Annotated in this window: 19 protein-coding genes and 1 pseudogene; 10 read left to right on the top strand and 10 right to left on the bottom strand. The window is 35.7% G+C overall.

The features are described from left to right. The first annotated feature begins 478 nt into the window (after positions 1–478). A complete protein-coding gene (lexA, locus tag ACFIMG_RS01830; RefSeq protein ID WP_375679084.1) occupies positions 479–1,183 on the top strand; it encodes a transcriptional repressor LexA in 705 nt (234 codons plus the stop codon). Between the two features lie 459 nt (positions 1,184–1,642). Continuing rightward, positions 1,643–2,956, top strand: a complete 1,314-nt coding sequence (rimO, locus tag ACFIMG_RS01825) for a 30S ribosomal protein S12 methylthiotransferase RimO (protein ID WP_375679082.1) — start codon at positions 1,643–1,645, stop codon at positions 2,954–2,956. A gap of 534 nt (positions 2,957–3,490) precedes the next feature. Here the strand turns inward: rimO and ttcA are convergent. The 4 genes and pseudogenes from ttcA to ACFIMG_RS01805 all read right to left on the bottom strand — a co-directional run bounded on the left by ttcA (position 3,491) and on the right by ACFIMG_RS01805 (position 7,079). Next, positions 3,491–4,366: a tRNA 2-thiocytidine(32) synthetase TtcA gene (ttcA, locus tag ACFIMG_RS01820; protein WP_375634106.1), complete on the bottom strand. Its 876-nt coding sequence runs from the start codon at positions 4,364–4,366 to the stop codon at positions 3,491–3,493. 267 nt (positions 4,367–4,633) lie between these two features. Next, positions 4,634–5,251, bottom strand: a complete 618-nt coding sequence (gene rpsD, locus ACFIMG_RS01815; protein ID WP_273722651.1) for a 30S ribosomal protein S4 — start codon at positions 5,249–5,251, stop codon at positions 4,634–4,636. Positions 5,252–5,421: 170 nt separating this feature from the next. Beyond that, positions 5,422–6,249 (bottom strand): glutamate racemase, encoded by an 828-nt coding sequence (gene murI / locus ACFIMG_RS01810; protein ID WP_375611921.1) that lies wholly within the window; start codon positions 6,247–6,249, stop codon positions 5,422–5,424. Beyond that, a pseudogene (locus ACFIMG_RS01805) lies at positions 6,242–7,079 on the bottom strand (RNA methyltransferase). Before ACFIMG_RS01805 ends, murI begins: the two are co-directional and overlap by 8 nt. A 301-nt stretch (positions 7,080–7,380) precedes the next feature. Here ACFIMG_RS01805 and sfsA point away from each other — a divergent pair. Genes sfsA through radC form a run of 3 tightly spaced genes read left to right on the top strand, consistent with a single transcriptional unit; the run spans position 7,381 to position 9,732 of the window. Continuing rightward, positions 7,381–8,097, top strand: a complete 717-nt coding sequence (gene sfsA, locus ACFIMG_RS01800; RefSeq protein ID WP_375611922.1) for a DNA/RNA nuclease SfsA — start codon at positions 7,381–7,383, stop codon at positions 8,095–8,097. Further along, positions 8,090–8,920 (top strand): type I methionyl aminopeptidase, encoded by an 831-nt coding sequence (gene map / locus ACFIMG_RS01795; RefSeq protein ID WP_375679081.1) that lies wholly within the window; start codon positions 8,090–8,092, stop codon positions 8,918–8,920. The genes sfsA and map overlap by 8 nt, the downstream gene beginning before the upstream one ends. Before the next feature lie 17 nt (positions 8,921–8,937). Next, entirely contained in the window at positions 8,938–9,732 is a 795-nt protein-coding gene (radC, locus tag ACFIMG_RS01790) for a DNA repair protein RadC (RefSeq protein ID WP_375613419.1), read from the top strand. A gap of 44 nt (positions 9,733–9,776) precedes the next feature. Here radC and ACFIMG_RS01785 read toward each other — a convergent pair whose 3' ends face one another. The 4 genes from ACFIMG_RS01785 to ACFIMG_RS01770 form a co-directional block, all read right to left on the bottom strand. Beyond that, positions 9,777–9,989 (bottom strand): DUF3126 family protein, encoded by a 213-nt coding sequence (locus ACFIMG_RS01785; protein WP_375621268.1) that lies wholly within the window; start codon positions 9,987–9,989, stop codon positions 9,777–9,779. 618 nt (positions 9,990–10,607) lie between these two features. Then, positions 10,608–11,381 carry an alpha/beta fold hydrolase gene (locus ACFIMG_RS01780; RefSeq protein ID WP_375679080.1) on the bottom strand — a complete coding sequence of 258 codons (774 nt, stop codon included), beginning with the start codon at positions 11,379–11,381 and terminating at the stop codon, positions 10,608–10,610. Further along, complete coding sequence (locus tag ACFIMG_RS01775) at positions 11,378–11,890, bottom strand: DUF192 domain-containing protein (protein ID WP_375679079.1); 513 nt, start codon at positions 11,888–11,890, stop codon at positions 11,378–11,380. The genes ACFIMG_RS01780 and ACFIMG_RS01775 overlap by 4 nt, the downstream gene beginning before the upstream one ends. 253 nt (positions 11,891–12,143) lie before the next feature. Beyond that, the gene (locus ACFIMG_RS01770; RefSeq protein WP_273791031.1) at positions 12,144–12,719 is read right to left on the bottom strand and encodes a cold-shock protein; all 576 of its coding nucleotides are present in this window, start codon (positions 12,717–12,719) and stop codon (positions 12,144–12,146) included. A 323-nt stretch (positions 12,720–13,042) separates the two neighbouring features. Here ACFIMG_RS01770 and ACFIMG_RS01765 point away from each other — a divergent pair, with 323 nt between their 5' ends. From ACFIMG_RS01765 to ACFIMG_RS01745, 5 genes are all read left to right on the top strand, one after another. Next, positions 13,043–14,176, top strand: coding sequence for an ABC transporter substrate-binding protein (locus ACFIMG_RS01765; protein WP_273791030.1), 1,134 nt, complete (start codon positions 13,043–13,045; stop codon positions 14,174–14,176). A 114-nt stretch (positions 14,177–14,290) separates the two neighbouring features. Then, positions 14,291–15,367, top strand: coding sequence for a branched-chain amino acid ABC transporter permease (locus tag ACFIMG_RS01760; protein WP_375679078.1), 1,077 nt, complete (start codon positions 14,291–14,293; stop codon positions 15,365–15,367). Further along, positions 15,367–16,425: a branched-chain amino acid ABC transporter permease gene (locus ACFIMG_RS01755; RefSeq protein WP_375679077.1), complete on the top strand. Its 1,059-nt coding sequence runs from the start codon at positions 15,367–15,369 to the stop codon at positions 16,423–16,425. Before ACFIMG_RS01760 ends, ACFIMG_RS01755 begins: the two co-directional genes overlap by 1 nt. Continuing rightward, positions 16,422–17,204, top strand: coding sequence for an ABC transporter ATP-binding protein (locus ACFIMG_RS01750; RefSeq protein ID WP_375611930.1), 783 nt, complete (start codon positions 16,422–16,424; stop codon positions 17,202–17,204). The genes ACFIMG_RS01755 and ACFIMG_RS01750 overlap by 4 nt, the downstream gene beginning before the upstream one ends. After that, entirely contained in the window at positions 17,191–17,901 is a 711-nt protein-coding gene (locus tag ACFIMG_RS01745) for an ABC transporter ATP-binding protein (RefSeq protein ID WP_375639680.1), read from the top strand. Before ACFIMG_RS01750 ends, ACFIMG_RS01745 begins: the two co-directional genes overlap by 14 nt. Before the next feature lie 94 nt (positions 17,902–17,995). Here ACFIMG_RS01745 and gatA read toward each other — a convergent pair whose 3' ends face one another. Together gatA and gatC are read right to left on the bottom strand one after the other, a co-directional pair. Next, positions 17,996–19,480 carry an Asp-tRNA(Asn)/Glu-tRNA(Gln) amidotransferase subunit GatA gene (gene gatA / locus ACFIMG_RS01740; RefSeq protein ID WP_375639679.1) on the bottom strand — a complete coding sequence of 495 codons (1,485 nt, stop codon included), beginning with the start codon at positions 19,478–19,480 and terminating at the stop codon, positions 17,996–17,998. A 31-nt stretch (positions 19,481–19,511) separates the two neighbouring features. After that, the gene (gatC, locus tag ACFIMG_RS01735) at positions 19,512–19,799 is read right to left on the bottom strand and encodes an Asp-tRNA(Asn)/Glu-tRNA(Gln) amidotransferase subunit GatC (RefSeq protein WP_375606898.1); all 288 of its coding nucleotides are present in this window, start codon (positions 19,797–19,799) and stop codon (positions 19,512–19,514) included. Positions 19,800–19,941: the final 142 nt, after the last annotated feature.

The following is a 19,941-nucleotide window of genomic DNA, read 5'->3' as shown; positions in this document are numbered from 1 at the left end:
ATATGAAGCTAAAATTTAGTCTCATTGAAAATATCCCGAATGACTATAGATTATGCTCACTATTAGAGCTGTAGATAATTTTACTAAGAATAAAAAAGCAGAAATAATATGCAGTATGCAAAATTATTTTAAGTGTTTTGAATATATAGAATGCCTTCTAATTAACTTTTTTATATCAAAAATTACAAAATACGTAGATATATTTTTAGAAGAAAAGGATAATACTAGTCATAAAATTTAGTGTTGGATAATTCAGTCAGAACTATAAAATATATTTATACATTATTTAATATTAATGTAGATATACAGTATATAAATAATAATTTAAATATATCTATAAATAAACATATTGATTTATTAAACGATAAGATCAAAAACAAAGAAAATAATTTTGATTTGGCGATAAAAAATTGTAAAAGTGTTATATATACATGTATTTTTACTTTACTAATTTTTATTATTTTGATTGGAATATTGAATGCTAACATGTAAACAGTATGAGCTACTCTTGTTTATTCATAACCATATAAAAGAAACTGGTGTTCCTCCTTCTTTTGAAGAAATGAAAAATGCATTAGAACTTTCTTCAAAGTCTGGTATTCATAAGCTCATTATAGCCTTAGAACAACGAGGTTTTGTACGTCGCTTGCCCAATCGTGCTCGTGCTGTGGAGGTGATTCGCCTCCCTGAAAAAATAACATTTAACCTTTCTTTAGCACGTAAAATTTCTCCCAGTATGATAGAAAGAAAGAAAAGGGAAATATCAAAAAGCTTGAGTCCCTTTGATGAAGAAGAAAAAAAAAATATCACCATTCCTATTATGGGACGTATTTCTGCGAGCGTACCCGCCTCTGCTATACTGCAACAAATAAACAGCCTTTCTCTTCCACTCGATATGGTTAATACAGGTGAGCACTACGCATTAGAAGTTAAAGATGATTCTATGATGGAGGCTGGTATCTTTGATAAAGATACGATCATTGTAAAACGTCAAAATACAGCAATAACAGGTGAAATTATTGTTGCGTTTATTGATAAAAAAGAAGCCACATTAAAACGTTATCGACGCAAAGGAGCTTCTATTGCATTAGAAGCAGCAAATCCTCATTATGAAGTACGGACATACGAATCCGAGCGTGTAGAAATACAAGGCAAACTTACCGGTCTTATTCGCAAATATTAAAAAATAAACCTTATAGTACGCGATAGATATCGCAGTAAGAAACTATTGAGTATTTTTTTATTGTGCCACACGCAATTGACTTCTTCTCCACAGCCAAAGGATGCCCCAATTCGGTTTATAAACAATCCAGATCCTTATCGAGCGGGTTTCACTTTCCCTTCCCTCCATGTTCTTCACTTAATGCAAGGCTTGACAAGTAAGTTTTAAAATATTCACCACGTATTTTGAAAAGAACTTAAATGCTTTGAAGGAAGCTGCCTTATATCATCATCCTCAATAACGGAATTTTACGATATAATAAGACAAAATTGTATGCATGCATAAAAACACATAAAATTTTGTAGAAAAAAATCAAATAACTTTGTAACAGATTGTATTGCATAGGTATAAAAATAAAGAACATTATTTTTAAATTAATAAAAGCGTAACTCAATCATTCATAGTAATTGTAGGATCATCATGGTAGCACCTCGTATTAGTTTTGTCTCCCTCGGATGCCCAAAAGCACTCGTAGATTCTGAGCAAATTATTACACGCCTTCGCTCTGAAGGGTATGAGATTTCACGTCAACATCAAGGAGCTGATGTCGTTATTGTGAATACCTGTGGTTTTCTTGACTCGGCAAGGAGAGAATCATTAGCCAATATTGATGAAGCTCTTAAAAAAAATGGAAAAGTTATTGTAACAGGGTGTCTTGGTGCTGATCCTGATGCTATTCGCCAAACATATCCTAATGTATTGGCTATTACAAAACCGCAAGCTTATGAAAGCGTTATAGAAGCTGTTCATACAGCAATTCCTCCTGTTCATGATCCTTTTCTTGATTTAGTTCCTCCCCAAGGTATTCGTTTAACACCTCGCCATTACGCCTACTTAAAGATTTCTGAAGGATGCTCTAATCGGTGTAGTTTTTGTATCATCCCTACTTTGCGTGGTGATCTCACTTCACGTCCCATCAGCGATGTTCTTCGTGAAGCTGAAAAACTCGTGCAAGCGGGTGTAAAAGAACTTTTGGTTATTTCACAGGATACGAGTGCTTATGGTGTTGATCTTAAATATCTCGAAAATTCTTGGAAAGATCGTACAATCAAAACCAAATTCTTTGATCTTTGTCGCGAACTAGGCGATATGGGTATTTGGGTACGTATGCATTACGTTTATCCTTATCCCCATGTTGATGAAGTTATCGAACTTATGGCTGCAAAAAAAATTCTTCCTTATCTGGATATACCTTTTCAGCATGCATCACCAACTGTTTTGCGTCACATGAAGCGTCCCGCACTTATGGAAAAAACAAACCGTAGAATTGAAAAATGGCGGAAAATATGTCCAGATCTTACTTTGCGATCAACATTTATCGTTGGTTTTCCTGGTGAAACGAATGAAGATTTTAATATACTTCTAGAATGGCTAGAAGAAGCAAAAATTGAACGCGCGGGGTGCTTTAAATATGAAGAAGTAAAAGGAGCTGCCGCAAATGATTTGGGATTAGAAAATATTCCTGAAGAGGTGAAAGAAAACCGCTGGCATCGTTTTATGGCAAAACAACAACAAATTTCTACACATCTTTTAAAGAAAAAAATTGGAAAAAGACTCCGAGTGCTTATCGATGAAAGTCAAGGAAAAGTTGCCAAAGGACGTAGTCAGTACGATGCTCCAGAAATAGATGGTGTTGTCCATATATCATCACGACGCCCACTGCGTGTTGGTGAATTTGTCACCGTTAAAATTGAACAATCGGATGCCTATGACCTTTATGGTATAGCAGTTTAAAAATTTAACTCCTTCCCTGTCCTCAATGATGAAGATTTCTATCAGCATTGGTTTATAAAAAAGCGACTTTTCATAACAAGAACCGATCATGTGACTTACTTCATGAGAATTTACGAACAATCCTTACTCTGAATGTTTGCTATACACTCCCAAAATACCAAGCAGTTATATATTCTCTTAATTTAATGCCTTAAATGAGCTTTAAATGGCGGTGACGGCGGCGAAAAAGAATAAAATTCACACAAGGCTCACCATTTTTAATTAACAAAAGAGCAAATCGACAACCGTACTATTTTCCCATTTTTCATATTACGACAGTCATTGGTTAGTGAAAGGAAACTTTTTTCAAGAGTGTTTTATGCACACAAGAATTTCCTTTGTGATATGCAAACGGATGTTTTTTATGGTTGCAATATAAGAGAATTTGAAACAAAACAATCTGACGATATTTAAATGAAAAAAATAAATTATCATTATAAATAAGCCTCTTATCTTAAACTCTTTAAACTTATTTTTTTAAATATCTAATTTTTATTAACACGTTTTAAAATCAAAGAATTTCTTATCAAGCAAATGACTTGGGCGTACATTTGTTAAAGCGCGAATCATCGTATCTTTACGTCCTGGCATTTGTCTTTCTATATTTTTCAGCATTTCTTTCATTGCATTACGTTGTAATCCATCTTGACTACCGCAAAGATTACAAGGAATAATTGGAAATTGCATTTCTTGAGAAAATTTTTCCATATCTTCCTCAGCAGCATAAACAAGAGGACGTAACACAAAAAGATCTCCTTCATCATTTTTAAGTTTTCCAGGCATGGCAGCTAATCGGCCACCGTGAAACAAATTCATAAAAAATGTTTCTAAAACATCATCACGATGATGACCTAAAACTAATGCAGAACATCCCTCTTCACGTGCAATACGATAGAGATTACCACGTCGTAATCGAGAACAAAGTGAACAATATGTCTGCGACTCTGCCAATTTATCTGTAACAATGGAATAAGTGTCCTGATATTCAATACGATATGGAATTTTATAAGAACTTAAAAAGTCTGGAAGAATATGCTTAGGAAATCCTGGTTGCCCTTGATCAAGATTACAGGCTAGAATTTCAACGGATAAAAGACCTCGCCACTTTAAGTCTAAAAGAAGCGCTAATAAACCATAAGAGTCTTTTCCACCCGATAAAGCAACAAGCCATTTTTTCCCTGTAGAGAGCATAGAAAAATCATCCAAAGCTTGTCGCATATGACGTAAAAGTCGTTTGCGCAATTTATTAAATTCTACGCTTGAAGGAGCAACACGAAACATTGGATGACAATTATCTGCTTCGCTTATTAAAGGATCATCTCTCCCTTTGTTTTCTTCTATTGCCTGATATTCAACTGAAACATCATTCATAATACCATATCCTGCACAATAAACGGCTCGTTTTGCAAAGATAAAAACAAATATTAAAGCAAGCTTACATTTATGTTTTTTGAATTTATAAATTAGATACACAAAAAAGAAATGGAACTATACAAATTTATGACTATAAAACATAGCAATAAACTTAATATAGAACCATTTACAAAAAGAACTTATTAACTTCAAATATTGTAAGAATAACACAATATTTTGAAGTTATCATAATAGAAGAGAGAAACAATTTCTCTTACAGAAAAATTATCGAGAATAAAATTCAACAACCAGATTAGGTTCCATTTGCACAGCATAAGGAACATCTGCAAAAGCAGGAATACGTGTAAAGGTTGCTTTCATCTGTTTATGATCTGCTTCAATATAATCAGGGACATCACGTTCTGCCAATTGCACTGATTCTAACACTAAAACAAGTTGTTTCGATTTTTCCCGAACCTCAATAACATCACCTGGTTTACAACGATAAGATTGAATGTTTGTGCGCCGCCCATTGACATTAACATGACCGTGATTGATAAATTGGCGAGAAGCAAAAATCGTAGGTACGAATTTTGCACGATAAACAACAGCATCCAAACGTGATTCTAACAGACCGATAAGATTTTCACCAGTATCTCCCCGTCGACGAGCAGCTTCTTCATAGGTTTTATGAAATTGTTTTTCTGAAATATCTCCATAAAACCCTTTCAATTTCTGTTTAGCGCGCAACTGAACCCCATAGTCAGAAAGTTTTCCTTTACGACGCTGTCCATGCTGACCTGGACCATAATCACGACGATTGACAGGAGATTTTGGACGCCCCCAAATATTTTCTCCCATACGACGGTCAATTTTATACTTTGTTGTTTCGCGTTTACTCATCGCATTTCCTTATAAAATAAAACACGAGATCTTAAGACCCCAAGGAAACGCGCCCTCCTCTGCCTTTAAATACTAAAGACTGACAGAATACCTTAACATATCAATATGCAAAGTTATCCACGGGACACGTCAATTAATGCTATTTTCTTGAAAAAATAGCTAGATCATCATTATTGGTCTCGTAACCCAAAGTCAACTCCTTTCATGAGTTTTAAGCCAAATCCTTTAAACAAATTCTCCGTTAAAGAAGTGATATTTTTTGATGTCAACAACGCAAAATCTTGATATTTCTTTATATATTGATGGTGTATCTTTCCCGACAATGGTAATAAAGATCTGATATGTTTGGCGATCGCTTTCGCCGGATCAATCCACTCAACGGACCATAAAGCATGTTCACGAAAGAAATTAATCAAAAAAGGATAATGTGTGCAGGCTAAAACAATAACATCCGTATATTGTCCATTTTTTTCCACAAAACATGGCAGGATTTCTTTTCTTAACTCTTCTGAATCGATAGATTTTCCCCGTAAATAATCTTCAGCAAGTCCAGCCAGCTTTTTACTTCCCACAAGCTGAACATGACACTGTCCAGCAAAAGAGTTAATTAATTCATTTGTATAAGCACGTTTAACTGTTCCAGGAGTCGCTAATACGGAAATAAAACCAGATTTTGTTTGTTCAGCAGCTGATTTAATTGCAGGAACCGTTCCTACAAAAGGGACATGAGGAAAATTCTGTCGTAAATCTGCTATCATCAGTGTAGAAACAGTGTTGCAAGCAATCACACATAAAGCTGGATTGTAACGTGTTAAAAGATTTGTAAAAATCTTCAAAATACGCTCTTTCAAAATATTTTCTTTCCAATTTCCATAAGGAAATCCTGCATCATCAGCAACATAGATAAATTGCATGTCAGGGATAAGAATACGCGCTTCCCTGAACACTGTTAAACCACCAATACCGCTATCAAAAAAAAGAACAGGTCGTTCATCCATTAGTTTTCACACTTATTTTTAATTTTTTTACGATCACGCTCTTCCGGTGCTCTACTCCCCCGTGGATATTGTGGCGAAAAATGATCCAAAGAAGATATAATGCCTCGCAATAAACGAACCTCAGGTTCACTAAAGTTAGCGCGCGTAAAAACAGAGCGCAAATTTGCAAGCATTACTTCTTTGCGTTCTGGGGGTCTAAAATACCCACGGATATTCAAAGCCTCTTCTAATTGAGATAAAAAACCATGAAATATTGTTTTATTTGCAGGTTCCATCTCTGCGGCACGAAATGCCGTATCGCTGACATTCTCTAAACCAGTTTTCATCCATTCGTAAGACATTAAAAGAACCGCTTGCGCAATATTAAGTGACGCAAAAGCAGGATTAACTGGAAAAGTAATAATTTCATCAACAAGGCTGATTTCATCATTTTCTAGTCCCCATCTCTCTCTTCCAAAGACAATCCCGGTCTTATGTCCGATACTTTCACGCTGACGTAATACGCTTGCTGCTTCGACAGCACTTTTTACAGTTTTAAATCCACATCTTTCACGTGCTGTTGTGGCAAAAACATAGTGTAAATCTGCAATTGAATCACGCAATGTGTTAAAAATCACAGCATTGTTAATGACATGATCAGCTTTACTCGCAGCAGCTCTAGCTTTTTCATTTGGAAACATTTCTCGAGGATTGACTAATCGAAGCTTAGAAAGCCCAAAATTTGCCATTGCCCTTGCGACCATACCAATGTTTTCAGGAAGCTGCGGTTCAACTAAAATAATAATGGGACCATTTGTTAAATTTTCACGATTCCTATTCGTTCCTGCCATCAATTTTACCTAGTTTCACTTAAACTATCTCCCTCTCCACTATTTTTACGAAACCTTTTTCACAATACTCTAATGCTGTTTAATAATAAATTATAGATAATCTATCTTTTCATTCAAAGATAATAGTTTCTAAACCTAATAATAAATTTTAAAAGCCATTAAAGTGAACGATGGAATTTATAACAATTTATATAAGATATCGTAGCGTTTTTTACATCAATTTTATCTTTTTAATAGGGAACAGCCCCTATAAATCATAATCTCAGTTGAATTATGAAATCATAAATCCTAAAAAAGGGATATGCACTTTATTCCCAAACTTTTTCCTGCAAAGCTTATCCGTCGTTATAAACGTTTCCTTGCGGATGTTCAACAAGATGATCAGCATGTCCTCACCGTGTCTGTACCTAATACAGGATCAATGCTTGGATTAACAGCTTTCAACACCAATATTTGGCTTTCTTATCATAACAACATCAAACGAAAATATGCCTATCAATTAGAAATTATTGAAGCCGATAATACTTTGGTTGGTATTAATACTTCTTTACCCAATAAACTTGCGTTAGAAGCAATTCAAAACGGATTACTACCAGAATTAAATGGATATAAAACAATTTTAAAAGAACAACGCTATGGGACACAATCACGAATTGACTTTCTTTTACGTGATGACATTCTTCCTGATTGTTACCTAGAAGTCAAAAATGTTCATTTTATTCGTCAGAAAGGATTAGCAGAATTTCCTGATAGCGAAACAAAACGTGGTGCACGTCACCTTGATGAGCTCATAGGAGTTGTACAACAAGGAAAACGAGCTGCTATGCTTTATATTATTCAACGAGAAGATTGCTCAGCTTTTACAATTTGTCATGATCTTGATCCACTCTATGGACGTAAGTTTGATTTAGCATTAAAATCAGGAGTAGAATGTTATGCTGTAAAGTGTCATGTAAGTGTAGAAGGCATTTTTCCGATTCAGAGAGTAAAAATAGAAAATAGAAGAAACAATGACTGAGTATATCGAATATAATAAAATCCCTTTAAAATTTAATGGAAAAATCCGCATTTTCGATGATTATGCTTTTGCTAAAATGCGTGAAGTTGGTCGTATTGCTGCAGAATGCCTTGATGCGCTTACAGATATTATTAAGCCGGGCGTTACTACGCAAGAAATAGATGATTTTGTATTTATTTTTGGAGCTAAGCGAGGAGCACTTCCTGCTGATTTAAATTATCATGGATACAGCCATTCATGCTGTACATCTATCAATCACGTTGTCTGCCATGGCATTCCCAATAAAAGACCTTTGCAAGAAGGTGATATTGTAAATGTTGATGTAACCTTTATCCTTGATGGTTGGCATGGAGATTCAAGTCGAATGTATCCTGTTGGAAAAATTAGGCGTGCAGCAGAACGCTTGCTAAAAATAACCTATGAAAGTCTTATGCAAGGAATCGCTGTCGTTAAGCCTGGAGCAACGACAGGTGATATTGGGGCAGCCATTCAACAGTATGCAGAATCTGAACGCTGTTCAATTGTGAGAGATTTTTGCGGACATGGTATCGGCCAGCTTTTTCATGATGCTCCCAATATTCTCCATTATGGAAATCCTGGAGAAGGAGTTGAATTAAAACAAGGTATGATGTTTACAATTGAGCCTATGATTAACCTTGGTAAACCACAAGTTAAGATTTTATCTGACGGTTGGACTGCTGTTACCCGTGACCGCTCTCTGACAGCACAATATGAACATACAATTGGTGTTACAAATGAAGGGTATGAAATATTTACACAATCTCCTAAAAATATTTTTTATATTCCAAATTCCTATACCTAACGCAATGTAGAGATGTTATGGCTAAAAAATTAAATCAAAAGGAAGATACTCAAAGTAATCACTTTGCATTAACATCGAGTTCTCCACTCACCCCAGTATCAGAAAGAAAAAGTGAAGAGCCTCAGAAAAACGCACAGCTTCATAAACATTATCAAGGCCATCGTGAACGTCTTCGGAAGCGCTATTTAAAGTCAAAAGGAAATGCAATTGAAGATTATGAATATCTTGAATTATTGCTTTTTCGCACAATACCCCGTGCAAACACAAAACCCATAGCTAAAAATTTGATAGCGCGTTTTGGTTCATTAGCTGATGTGTTGGGAGCGGATATTCACCGACTTCAAGAAATTCCAGGATGTGGTCCCGCCACTGCAGTTGATTTAAAAATTATTTCAGATGTTGCTGGACGTCTTGCTCGTGCGCAATTGTTTAAGCGCGATATTTTTTCATCATGGGATAAAGTGTTAGCGTATTGTAAAGCTGTTATGGCTCACGAAACACGTGAACAGTTTCGTATTTTGTTTCTTGATAAGAAAAACGGCTTACTTGCTGATGAGGTGCAACAAACTGGAACCATTGATCATACCCCTGTTTATCCTCGTGAAGTTATTTCTCGAGCTTTAGAGTTATCCGCATCAGGACTTATCTTAGTCCACAATCACCCTTCTGGCGATTCCACCCCCTCTAATGCAGATATAACAATGACATATAGATTAAAAGATGCAGCAAATGCATTAGGCATTATTATCCATGACCATCTTATTATTGCACGAAATAACCATACGAGTTTTAAAGCGTTAAAACTTATATAAATCTTATGGGATAAAAAAGACTTCATTCAACTATGAATAACGAATCAATTTTCTAAATCAATATCTAATATAGCCATTGAGAAATTATAGGAGAGCTCATCTTCATCTTCATCTCGATAGATAATGCCTAAAAACTCATCTCCCATATAAACCTCACAAGAATCACTCTTTTTAGGCCGTGCTCTGACTTGCAATGCTGAGTTTTGGAATATATTTTTAAAATAATTATCAAGTTTTTTTATTTCATCAGCATTCACTATGCTCTCCTGTTTTTTTGAAACGATTAAAATAATTGCGTGTTGTGCAAATAAGACACTCTTATGATTCTGTAAAGTCAGTAAAAAAGCATAATCTGAATATTTACTTAATATTACATATATTCACAACGTTCTTTATACATTCATAAAGAACGTTTACAAAAGGAGTCTATCATTATTAAATATACCCGTATAGATTAAAAAATGGCAAAAAAACTGTATATTTTTAATAATTTTACTTTATCTCCAATTTTAGCATCTGTATTTAAAATGCATATTCGTAAGAATAAATTGATCAATAATTTATAATTTTGTTTATTTTATAAAAAATACAAATAAAAATATTTTTTTATTTAAAACTACATTTTTTAGCAAAAAATATTTATTACATCATTCGAAAATAATTCTTTTTAATAACCTTTAAAGTATAATTATCTAATCTTAGAAGAATTACCTCTCTGGAAAATATACAAAATAAGCTAATAAGAGTTTATTTTTCTTTTCATTTTTTATAAAAACTTACGTCATAACAGAAAGATTTTTTAATAAGCTTTTTTCAATTTATACGAAATAAAAATATTGGGTATTTCTGTAAATTCTAAAAGCTATGAAGAGTTCTTATTTTATAGGATAACGAGAAAGAAAATCGATAACGCCTTTTTTATAAACTTTATCGCCTACAGCAAGCATATGATCTCGATCAGGAATTGATAAAGCTTCACCACAAGGCAACAAGGCTGCCAATGGCTCTGCATCACCGCCAATTTCATCTAATGAACCAACGGCAACAAGTGCTGGTTGTTTGATTTTGTAAACTTCAGACGCCGTTAACTCCTGTTTTGATGTAATGATACAAGCAGCAAGAGCACGCCTATCGCTTTTCGTTTGATCTGCAAATTTACGGAACATTAAACCGCGCGTATTGGTAATAGTGGAAATATCTTCTGCTAAAAGGGCCTCAGCAACAGGCTCCCAATTTCCTGCTCCCGTCACCATACCAATACCTAAACCACCAAAAATAACACTGTGTACATATGTTGGATGCAAAAGAGCCATGAAAGCACTAATACGAGCCCCCATAGAATATCCCATAACATGGGCTTTAGATAACTCTAAATGCTGCAGTAACTTTACTGCGTCGCCAGCCATAGCTTGAGGTGTATAAAAGACAGGATCATAACTTTTAACTGAATCTCCGTGACCGCGATTATCAAGAGCAATAACACGATATCCTGCTTCCGTGAGAATACGAAACCAACCTGTTGCATACCAATTCACCCGTGCAGAAGATCCAAAACCATGGATCAACAAAACAGGAGCGCCTTGTCCTTCTTCTCGATAAGCAAATCGCAAACCATTATATTCAAAAAAACGAATATCTTCAGCGGTCATTTTTTATTGCACTTTCCACAAAGTACAGGATGAATAACACGTTGTCCTTTTTGTATCTTTTTTTTAGAAACTTCACCAGCGTTAATTTCAAGTGCAAAAGCTGCAGGAACTTCTGATGAAATGGTATTTGTTGAAAGTGGCGAAGTATTTTCAATAATCGATACAATAATTCCCTCAGAGTTTAAGAAAATCATATCTAAAGGTAAAGGCGTATTTGCCATCCACATAAAAATTTTCTGCTCATCTCCCGATCGAGAACTTTTTAGCTGCTTAAAGAGCATTGCACGATCGCGTGGAAAATCAGTTCGATACATTAAACCAGCTGCTGCTTGAGATGGCGTAAAAGCAATCTCTACCTTATAAAAAACCGAACCTTGCTTTGTATGTATTTCTAAAGGAATTGGATGCACAGGAATCTCTATGGGCTCCTTTGCTACAACAACACGCATATCTAACATAAAAAGCATCACCAATAAAACAATACGCCCCTTTTTAAAAGGCTTTAACATTCTTGTCTCCACCACAGAAAAATTTTAAATTTTGTTTCTAAAATAAAAGGTACCAGAGTTTAAAAGTCAAAAAAAAAAAGAGGATTGCTTCCTTGTTATTTTCTAGTTTCTTTCAACGTAATATGCGAAATTTTCTTCATTTGGTTTATGGATTCACGAGAGCCATATTTTCTTTAAAAATCTACCTCTATAGCAATTTACGGAATAACCATCTTTAAAAATATAGAAAACATACTGATTTCACTCGTGAAATTCAATGCGTAGCTAAAGGAATGCCTATGTCCGGATAAATCTCTGCTGTCATTAAACCTTTTTCTCCTTTACCAAAACGTACAAGAACAACTTGGCCAGAACGAAGCTCTGCTAAACCAAAACGGCGCAATGTTTCCATATGAATAAAAATATCTTCTGTTCCTTGCCCACGGCTAAGAAAACCGTATCCTTTGTCACGATTAAACCATTTAACAATTGCTCGTTCTAGTCCACTTTCTGGAGTAACAACAACATGGGTACGGGCAGGAACTTCTGATGGATGAATTGCTGAAGAACAATCTATGGATTTCACCTGAACGCACTTTAACCCTCGTTCAGTTTTTTCCACAGCACAAATGACTTTAGCTCCCTCTAAAGCTGTTTGAAAACCATCTCTTCGCATTACCGTAACATGCAATAATATATCGGGAAAATGAGGTAAATCAGGTACAATAAATCCATACCCCTTACTACCATCAAACCACTTAATGACACCACTGATTTCGATAATCTCCCCGCAAGCACCTATACTATCCTCAGATGGGGAACAATCCTTTAATGCATCCTTACTCGTCATAATAACGTGATCCTGTAGCTTATAAATTGTACGATATTGATTCTCTAGGTTTAAGTAAACATTGCTCTTGTATCAACACGCAAGCCCCAAGATAAGATTTCCCCACATTGTCGTATCTTCTATGTTAATGTCAGAGAATATCAACATGAATATTTATAAAACTATTTGATTGTACACTTTACATACCTTACAAGGAGTGCCCTACAAAAGAGGTCATATAAAAGTTTTTTTACATAATGATATTTTGATTAATGTGTAACTTGCATGATGAAGAAGTTCAATATAAGGTGAAAAAACGACAATTCAATTAAGGAAAATGCGCAATGCAATTGAAGAAAATCCTTACGATAATCGCAGCATTTATGGCATTTACAGCAAATGTTTATGCGAGTGAACCTATTAAGATTGGTGTTTATCTTCCATTAAGTGGTCAAAATGCATTTGGAGGTCAGCTTGAAATTAGAGGTATAGAATTAGCCCATAAAAAAGTTCCAGAAATTTTAGGACGTAAAGTGGAACTTGTTATTATTGATAATAAATCTGATAAAGTAGAAGCGGCTAATGCTGTTATGCGTTTAACAGCAAGTGAAAAAGTGAGTGGAATCATTGGTAGCTATGGTTCTTCACTTTCGTTAGCAGGTGGTGAAATATCTGAAAAGGCAAAGACTCCAACCATTGCAACGTCCTCAACAAGTCCCCTTGTTACACAGGGTAAAAAATATTACTTTCGTGCTTGCTTTATTGATTCCTATCAAGGAGTAGGAATCGCAACTTATGTAAGCCAAACTTTACACGCAAAAAAGGCTGCTATCCTTAAAGATATTTCAAGCGATTATGCTATTGGTCTTGCAAGTTATTTTACGCGTGCTTTCAAAAAATTAGGTGGTGAAGTTATCTCAAATTTAAATTATAATTCTGGAGATCAGGACTTTTCAGCTGTTCTCACGCAAATTATCGCCCAGAAACCTGATATCTTATTCATTCCATCTTACTTTTCTGAAGGTGCTATCATCATGAAACAAGCACGAGAATTAGGGGCTAAGTTTCAAATTATGGGTGGAGATGCTATGGATAATCCAGAAACCATTACGATTGCAGGAAAAGCTGCAGAAGGTTTCTTACATACGACACTTCCCTATAGTGAGGATATGCCAAATATGTCAGTAGCTGCGCAAGAATTCACAAAAGAATGGAAAAAAGCTTACCCAGACAAAGAGCCAAATATCAATTCTGTTTTGGGATACACGAGTTATATGATGTTCATGAAGGCTATTGAAAATGCTGGTAGCACTGATCGTGAAAAAATTACTATCGCACTTAGCCAATTAAAAGACTTTCCTACCCCCTTTGGGGATATGTCAATGGATGAAAATCATAATCCTAAAATTCCTATTGGTATCATTAAAATACAGGATGGAAAACGTGTTTATTTAGAAGAAGTTAAACCTGCTTTTTAATTAAAAAGTTGTACTTATTAAAATGCAAGAATTGGTTGAGGATCTTTTTCTCAACCAAAAATTTAGAAATTTCTTATTGTCCTATGTAAATTAACAAATGTGGAAGGATGAGAGATGAGCACTGAAATGTTCATCCAGTACTTTTTTAATGCACTGGCATTGGGATCTCTTTATGGGCTTATTGCTATTGGCTACACCATGGTCTACGGTATACTGAGACTCATTAATTTTGCTCACGGTGATATCTTTATGCTGGGAGCATATTTTGTTTTCTTTTCCACAATTGGCTTTATGCCTGCTTGGGCAGCTTTTCTTCTTTTGTTTTTTGCTGCTCTTGTTTATTATTCGGTCTTTATAGGCTTTAAAAGGCGTCCTCCAATTTATTGGATTGCTGCTTTTTTAATTCTTGCGCTAGGATTTGTTTATTATTTTAAAATTTCCCCGCAAGACTTTACACCGATTTGGGTTTTAGCTCTTTGTTTTTCCATTTTTATTACAAGTGCTGTGGGTGTTGCTGTTGATCAATTTGCTTATAAACCTCTACGCCATGCTCCGCGTATTTCGGCACTTATCGGTGCAATTGGTGTTTCTTTTTTTATTGAAAATCTTGCTACTGTACTCTTTAGTGGTGTTCCGAAAGGTGTACAACAGCCAGACTTTCTTGTAACACCATTTTTATGGCATCTAGGATCAGGAGCAGATGGTATCATCAGAATTGCTCCCATGTCTCTGATCGTTCCCTTTGTGTCATTAATTCTTATTTTATTACTATTATGGATTATCCATAAAACAAAACCGGGTCTTGCTATGCGCGCAATCTCCCATGATATTGAAACAACACGTTTGATGGGTGTGTCTGTCAATAAAGTTATTGCGTTTACATTTGGAATAGGCTCAGCTCTTGCCGCCATAGCAGGCATTATGTGGTCTTTACGTTATCCTCAAATTCAGCCTTATATGGGTGTTCTTCCTGGTCTCAAAGCATTTATTGCTGCTGTTATCGGAGGTATTGGTTCGATACCAGGAGCAATGTTGGGAGGATTGTTATTAGGGTTTATTGAAATTATGATTATCGCATTTTTCCCCGCGCTATCTGGATATCGAGATGCCTTCGCTTTCATTTTATTGATTCTGATTCTATTGATATTGCCCACAGGATTAATGGGTAAAAGAAATCAGGAGAAAATCTAATGGCAAAGTCAGCGACAACTGTTTTATCGTGTATAAGTGTTTTAGTTCTCATAGGTTTTTTATTTTATGCTGATAGCCATTTTAATGACTATACGCTTCGTATCATCAATCTGATTGCTATTAATGCGATATTGGCAATTTCGCTTAATTTGATTTACGGTTTCACAGGTATGTTTTCTCTTGGACATGCTGGATTTATGGCTATTGGTGCTTATGTTTGCGCAATTTTACTTCTTTCCCCTGAACAAAAAGAAATGATGTGGATTCTTGAGCCTATTGCTGAACCATTATATCATTTGCAGTTACCTTTTTTTATCGCTGTTGTCGTAAGTGGTTTGTGTGCTGCTGTTATAGGTTTATTAATTGCTTTACCAATATTGCGTCTTGGTGGCGATTATCTTGGAATTGCAACATTAGGTTTTGCGGAAATTATTCGCATTGTCATTACGAACGCAACATCGCTCACAAATGGCTCTTTGGGAATCAAAGGAATACCTCAAAATGCAACATTATGGTGGAACTATGGTTGGCTAGCATTTACAGTTCTCTTTATTGTCCTCTTACTGCAAAGTAATACTGGTAACGTATTACGTGCTATTCGTGATGATGAAATAGCTGCGAAAACTATGGGAATTAATGCTTTTTTCTACCGTAGTTTTTCCTTTACTGTTGGAGCATTTTTTGCAGGTATAGGTGGCGCATTAATGGCGGCTCTTATTTCAACCATTGATCCAAAAATGTTTAATTTTCTTCTGACTTTTAATATTTTAATGATTGTTGTTGCTGGTGGTCTCGGTTCAATTACAGGGAGCATTATTGGCAGCATTATTATTACAGTCATGCTTGAATGGCTTCGTATTATTGAAAGTCCATTTGACTTAGGTTTTATACATATTCCAGAAACCCCAGGGCTTCGTATGGTTGTTTTTTCTCTTTTATTGCTGGTAATTATCTTGTTTTGGAGAAAAGGGTTAATGGGACAACGAGAATTTTCATGGAATGGAATTTATAGCTTTTTGACACGCAAAAAGCTTTCTAATACTGAGGGAAAGCTATGAACGACAATATCCTTTCACTCAATAATATTGTAATGCGTTTTGGCGGATTAGTTGCTGTAAATAATGTTAATATGGCAATTAAACGAGGAAGTATTACTGGATTAATTGGTCCCAATGGTGCTGGAAAAACAACAGTTTTCAATATGATTTCTGGATTTTATGCTCCTACAAGCGGCATCATTCTTTTTGATGAGAAAAAAATTTCTGGAGCGTCTCCTTATATTATCTGTAGAAGCCATATTGCCAGAACATTTCAAAATATTCGTCTTTTCTCAGGGTTAACGGTTTTGCAGAATGTTATGGTAGGAGCGCATGTTCGACAAAAATATCCTTGGTTTTCTTCAGCTCTCTTTTTTTCAAAAGCAATAAAAGAAAAGAAGGAAGTTTATAAAAATTCCTTGGAGCTCCTTGAACAGCTACAACTTGATCATCTTGCCAATCAATCGGCAACAGCTTTACCTTATGGTGTGCAACGACGTCTAGAAATTGCACGTGCGTTAGCCACAAAGCCCAAATTGCTTCTTCTTGATGAACCTGTTGCTGGCATGAATCCACAAGAAAGTGAAGATCTTAGAAAGTTCATAGCAAAAGTGCAAAAAGACTTTGATCTTACAATTCTTCTTATTGAGCACGATATGAAAGTGGTTATGGGGCTTTGCCAACATATTTTGGTTATGGAATATGGCTGTTGCATTGCCAGTGGTACACCAGATGAAATTCGTAATAACCCTAAAGTTATTGAAGCTTATCTTGGCGGAGATGTTTATGGATATTCTTAAAATAAAAAATCTTTACGTTCATTATGGCGCCATTAAAGCTGTCCAAAATCTTTCTATGTCCATAAAGCGGGGCAGTATTGTCACTTTAATTGGAGCCAATGGTGCAGGAAAAAGCAGTATTGTACGTTCTATTACAGGGCTTAATCGCTCTGTTTATGGAGAAATTACCTATAATGGCAAATCTATTATTAAAAAATCACCAGAAGAGATTTTGCGATTAGGGATTGCTCTAAGCCCTGAAGGACGACGTATCATGCCCCATCTCACTGTTTTAGAGAATCTTCATCTAGGCGCTTATATTCGTCACGATAAGCAGGGAATTTCCCGTGATATTGAATGGATATTTGACCTTTTTCCGCGCCTACGTGAAAGAACAAAACAGTTGGGAGGAACAATGTCAGGTGGTGAACAACAGATGGTTGCTGTGGGCCGTGCACTCATGAGCAATCCTGATATGGTCATATTAGATGAACCCTCGTTGGGGTTAGCACCACTTCTCGTTCGAGAAATTTTTTCGATTATTCGAAAAATTAATGATATGGGGAAAACTGTTCTTCTTATTGAACAAAATGCATTTGCTGCACTTTCCATAGCTGACTATGCTTATATTTTAGAGGTAGGACATATTTTATTTCACGGTGAAGGAAAAACTATGCTCTCTGATTCGCGTGTTAAAGAAGCCTATCTTGGTGGGTAAGACTACGAATTAAGGAAATAGAGCTCATCCCTCCACCATTTAAAAAAGCATTTCTCATTAAGTATGAGAAATGCTCCTTTGTGAATTTTGACTATTACATCCACCATTTTTCTGCACTGAATATTCCTGCTTCTTGTTCAATAATGTGCGCTATCTGAAAAATGACTTCTTCAGAAAAAGGTTTACCAATCAATTGCAATCCTAGAGGTAAACCATTTGATGACAGACCAGCAGGAACAGAAATTCCTGGTAATCCAGCCATATTAACTGGTACAGTAAAAATATCATTAAGATACATTGCTACAGCATCATTTTTTATTTTTTCATCAGCAATACCAAAAGCAGATGTTGGTGTTGCTGGTGTCAAAATAGCATCAATGCCTGAAGCAAAACATTGATCAAAATCACGTTTTACGAGTGTTCTTACTTTTTGAGCTCTTAAATAACAGGCATCATAATAACCTGATGAAAGAACATAAGTCCCAACCAGAATGCGCCGTTTGACTTCATCACCAAAACCAACAGAACGCGTATTTTCATACATCTCAATGATGTCTTTCCCAGGCATGCGCAAACCAAAACGCACACCATCATAACGCGCTAAATTAGAAGAGGCTTCTGCAGGAGCTATAATGTAATAAGAAGGTAGAGCATATTTTGTATGGGGCAAAGAAATATCTTTAATCTCAGCACCTGCTTCTTTTAACCAATTTATTCCTTTTTGCCAAAGCTCAATAATTTCTGGAGACATTCCATCCACATGATATTCTTTTGGAATACCGATTTTCATTCCTTTGATTGATTGACCAAGATAACTTTCATAATCAGGAACTGGTAAATTGACGGAAGTAGAATCTTTTTCATCAAAAGAGGCCATTGATCTGAGTAAGATAGCACAATCACGAACATCTCTAGCAACAGGTCCAGCTTGATCAAGAGATGAAGCAAACGCGACAACGCCCCATCGCGAACAACGTCCATAAGTTGGCTTTATTCCTACAGTTCCAGTAAAAGCTGCTGGTTGACGTATTGAGCCACCTGTATCGGTTGCAGTTGCACCAGCACAAATTTGTGCAGCAACAGCGGCTGCGGATCCCCCCGAAGAACCACCGGGTACGAGTTTTTCATTTGAGCCTTTTTTTCTCCATGGACTAATAACGGGACCATAATATGATGTTTCGTTGGATGAGCCCATAGCAAACTCATCCATATTAAGTTTTCCTAACATCACAGCACCATCTTGCCATAAATTAGCCGTGACAGTTGATTCATAGTGCGGTTTAAAACCATCAAGGATATTTGAACAGGCTTGAGTATGAACACCATAGGTTGCAAAAAGATCTTTAATCCCCAAGGGAATTCCTTCCAAAAGCCCTCCCTGCCCTTTCGCTAAGCGACTGTCTGATTCAGCAGCCATTTTCATTGCCTGTTCTGCTGTTATTGTTACATAAGCATTCAAAGTTGGATTCGCCAACTCTATTGCTTGTAAATAAGCTTCCGTTAATTCTATTGCTTTGAGATTTTTCTTTGTTAGAGCATCACGAGCTTGCGCAATTGTGAGAGTTGTTAAATCAGTCATATTGGTTCTCAAATTTCAAAAATATAAAAAGTTACTCAACAATTTTTGAGACAAGAAAAAAATTTTCTTCTGTAACAGGGGCATTGGCTACAATATCTGCTGCTTTATCGCCATCTGTCACACTATCTTCACGCATTCGTAGAGTCATCGGCATCACAGATGTTAATGGCTCAACTCCACTGACATCAACTTCATTCAATTGCTCTACAAAACCTAAAATAGCATTGAATTTTTTTGTCACAGGTTCTATCTCATCATCGTGGAGGGCAATCCTTGCTAAATGTGCTATCCGCTTGACTGTCTCTTGATCAACAGACATACTCTTTACGCCTTTCTGCTTTTTTGTTTATTTATTGATCTTTATTCTGGCTATACAAGGCTGCACTTGTAAGTGCAAGAATATTAGATAACATGAATAAAGAATATAACTATAGATCTGAAACATTAAAAAACGTATTATA

Origin of the sequence: Bartonella sp. AP11XZML, assembly GCF_042196445.1 — a bacterium.
GTDB lineage: Bacteria > Pseudomonadota > Alphaproteobacteria > Rhizobiales > Rhizobiaceae > Bartonella.
The sequence above is the reverse complement of the archived record's forward strand: the minus strand, read 5'-3'. Positions and strand labels throughout refer to the sequence as shown.

Bases quoted from the DNA above. Each gene is read 5' to 3' on its own strand.
- rimO (WP_375679082.1), top strand. From the start codon at position 1,643: ATGGTAGCACCTCGTATTAGTTTTGTCTCCCTCGGATGCCCAAAAGCA.
- sfsA (WP_375611922.1), top strand. From the start codon at position 7,381: ATGCACTTTATTCCCAAACTTTTTCCTGCAAAGCTTATCCGTCGTTAT.
- ACFIMG_RS01775 (WP_375679079.1), bottom strand. From the start codon at position 11,890: ATGTTAAAGCCTTTTAAAAAGGGGCGTATTGTTTTATTGGTGATGCTT.
- ACFIMG_RS01760 (WP_375679078.1), top strand. From the start codon at position 14,291: ATGAGCACTGAAATGTTCATCCAGTACTTTTTTAATGCACTGGCATTG.
- radC (WP_375613419.1), top strand. From the start codon at position 8,938: ATGGCTAAAAAATTAAATCAAAAGGAAGATACTCAAAGTAATCACTTT.
- ACFIMG_RS01765 (WP_273791030.1), top strand. From the start codon at position 13,043: ATGCAATTGAAGAAAATCCTTACGATAATCGCAGCATTTATGGCATTT.
- murI (WP_375611921.1), bottom strand. From the start codon at position 6,249: ATGGATGAACGACCTGTTCTTTTTTTTGATAGCGGTATTGGTGGTTTA.
- gatA (WP_375639679.1), bottom strand. From the start codon at position 19,480: ATGACTGATTTAACAACTCTCACAATTGCGCAAGCTCGTGATGCTCTA.
- ACFIMG_RS01750 (WP_375611930.1), top strand. From the start codon at position 16,422: ATGAACGACAATATCCTTTCACTCAATAATATTGTAATGCGTTTTGGC.
- rpsD (WP_273722651.1), bottom strand. From the start codon at position 5,251: ATGAGTAAACGCGAAACAACAAAGTATAAAATTGACCGTCGTATGGGA.
- ttcA (WP_375634106.1), bottom strand. From the start codon at position 4,366: ATGAATGATGTTTCAGTTGAATATCAGGCAATAGAAGAAAACAAAGGG.
- ACFIMG_RS01770 (WP_273791031.1), bottom strand. From the start codon at position 12,719: ATGACGAGTAAGGATGCATTAAAGGATTGTTCCCCATCTGAGGATAGT.
- ACFIMG_RS01755 (WP_375679077.1), top strand. From the start codon at position 15,367: ATGGCAAAGTCAGCGACAACTGTTTTATCGTGTATAAGTGTTTTAGTT.
- lexA (WP_375679084.1), top strand. From the start codon at position 479: ATGCTAACATGTAAACAGTATGAGCTACTCTTGTTTATTCATAACCAT.
- ACFIMG_RS01745 (WP_375639680.1), top strand. From the start codon at position 17,191: ATGGATATTCTTAAAATAAAAAATCTTTACGTTCATTATGGCGCCATT.
- gatC (WP_375606898.1), bottom strand. From the start codon at position 19,799: ATGTCTGTTGATCAAGAGACAGTCAAGCGGATAGCACATTTAGCAAGG.
- map (WP_375679081.1), top strand. From the start codon at position 8,090: ATGACTGAGTATATCGAATATAATAAAATCCCTTTAAAATTTAATGGA.
- ACFIMG_RS01780 (WP_375679080.1), bottom strand. From the start codon at position 11,381: ATGACCGCTGAAGATATTCGTTTTTTTGAATATAATGGTTTGCGATTT.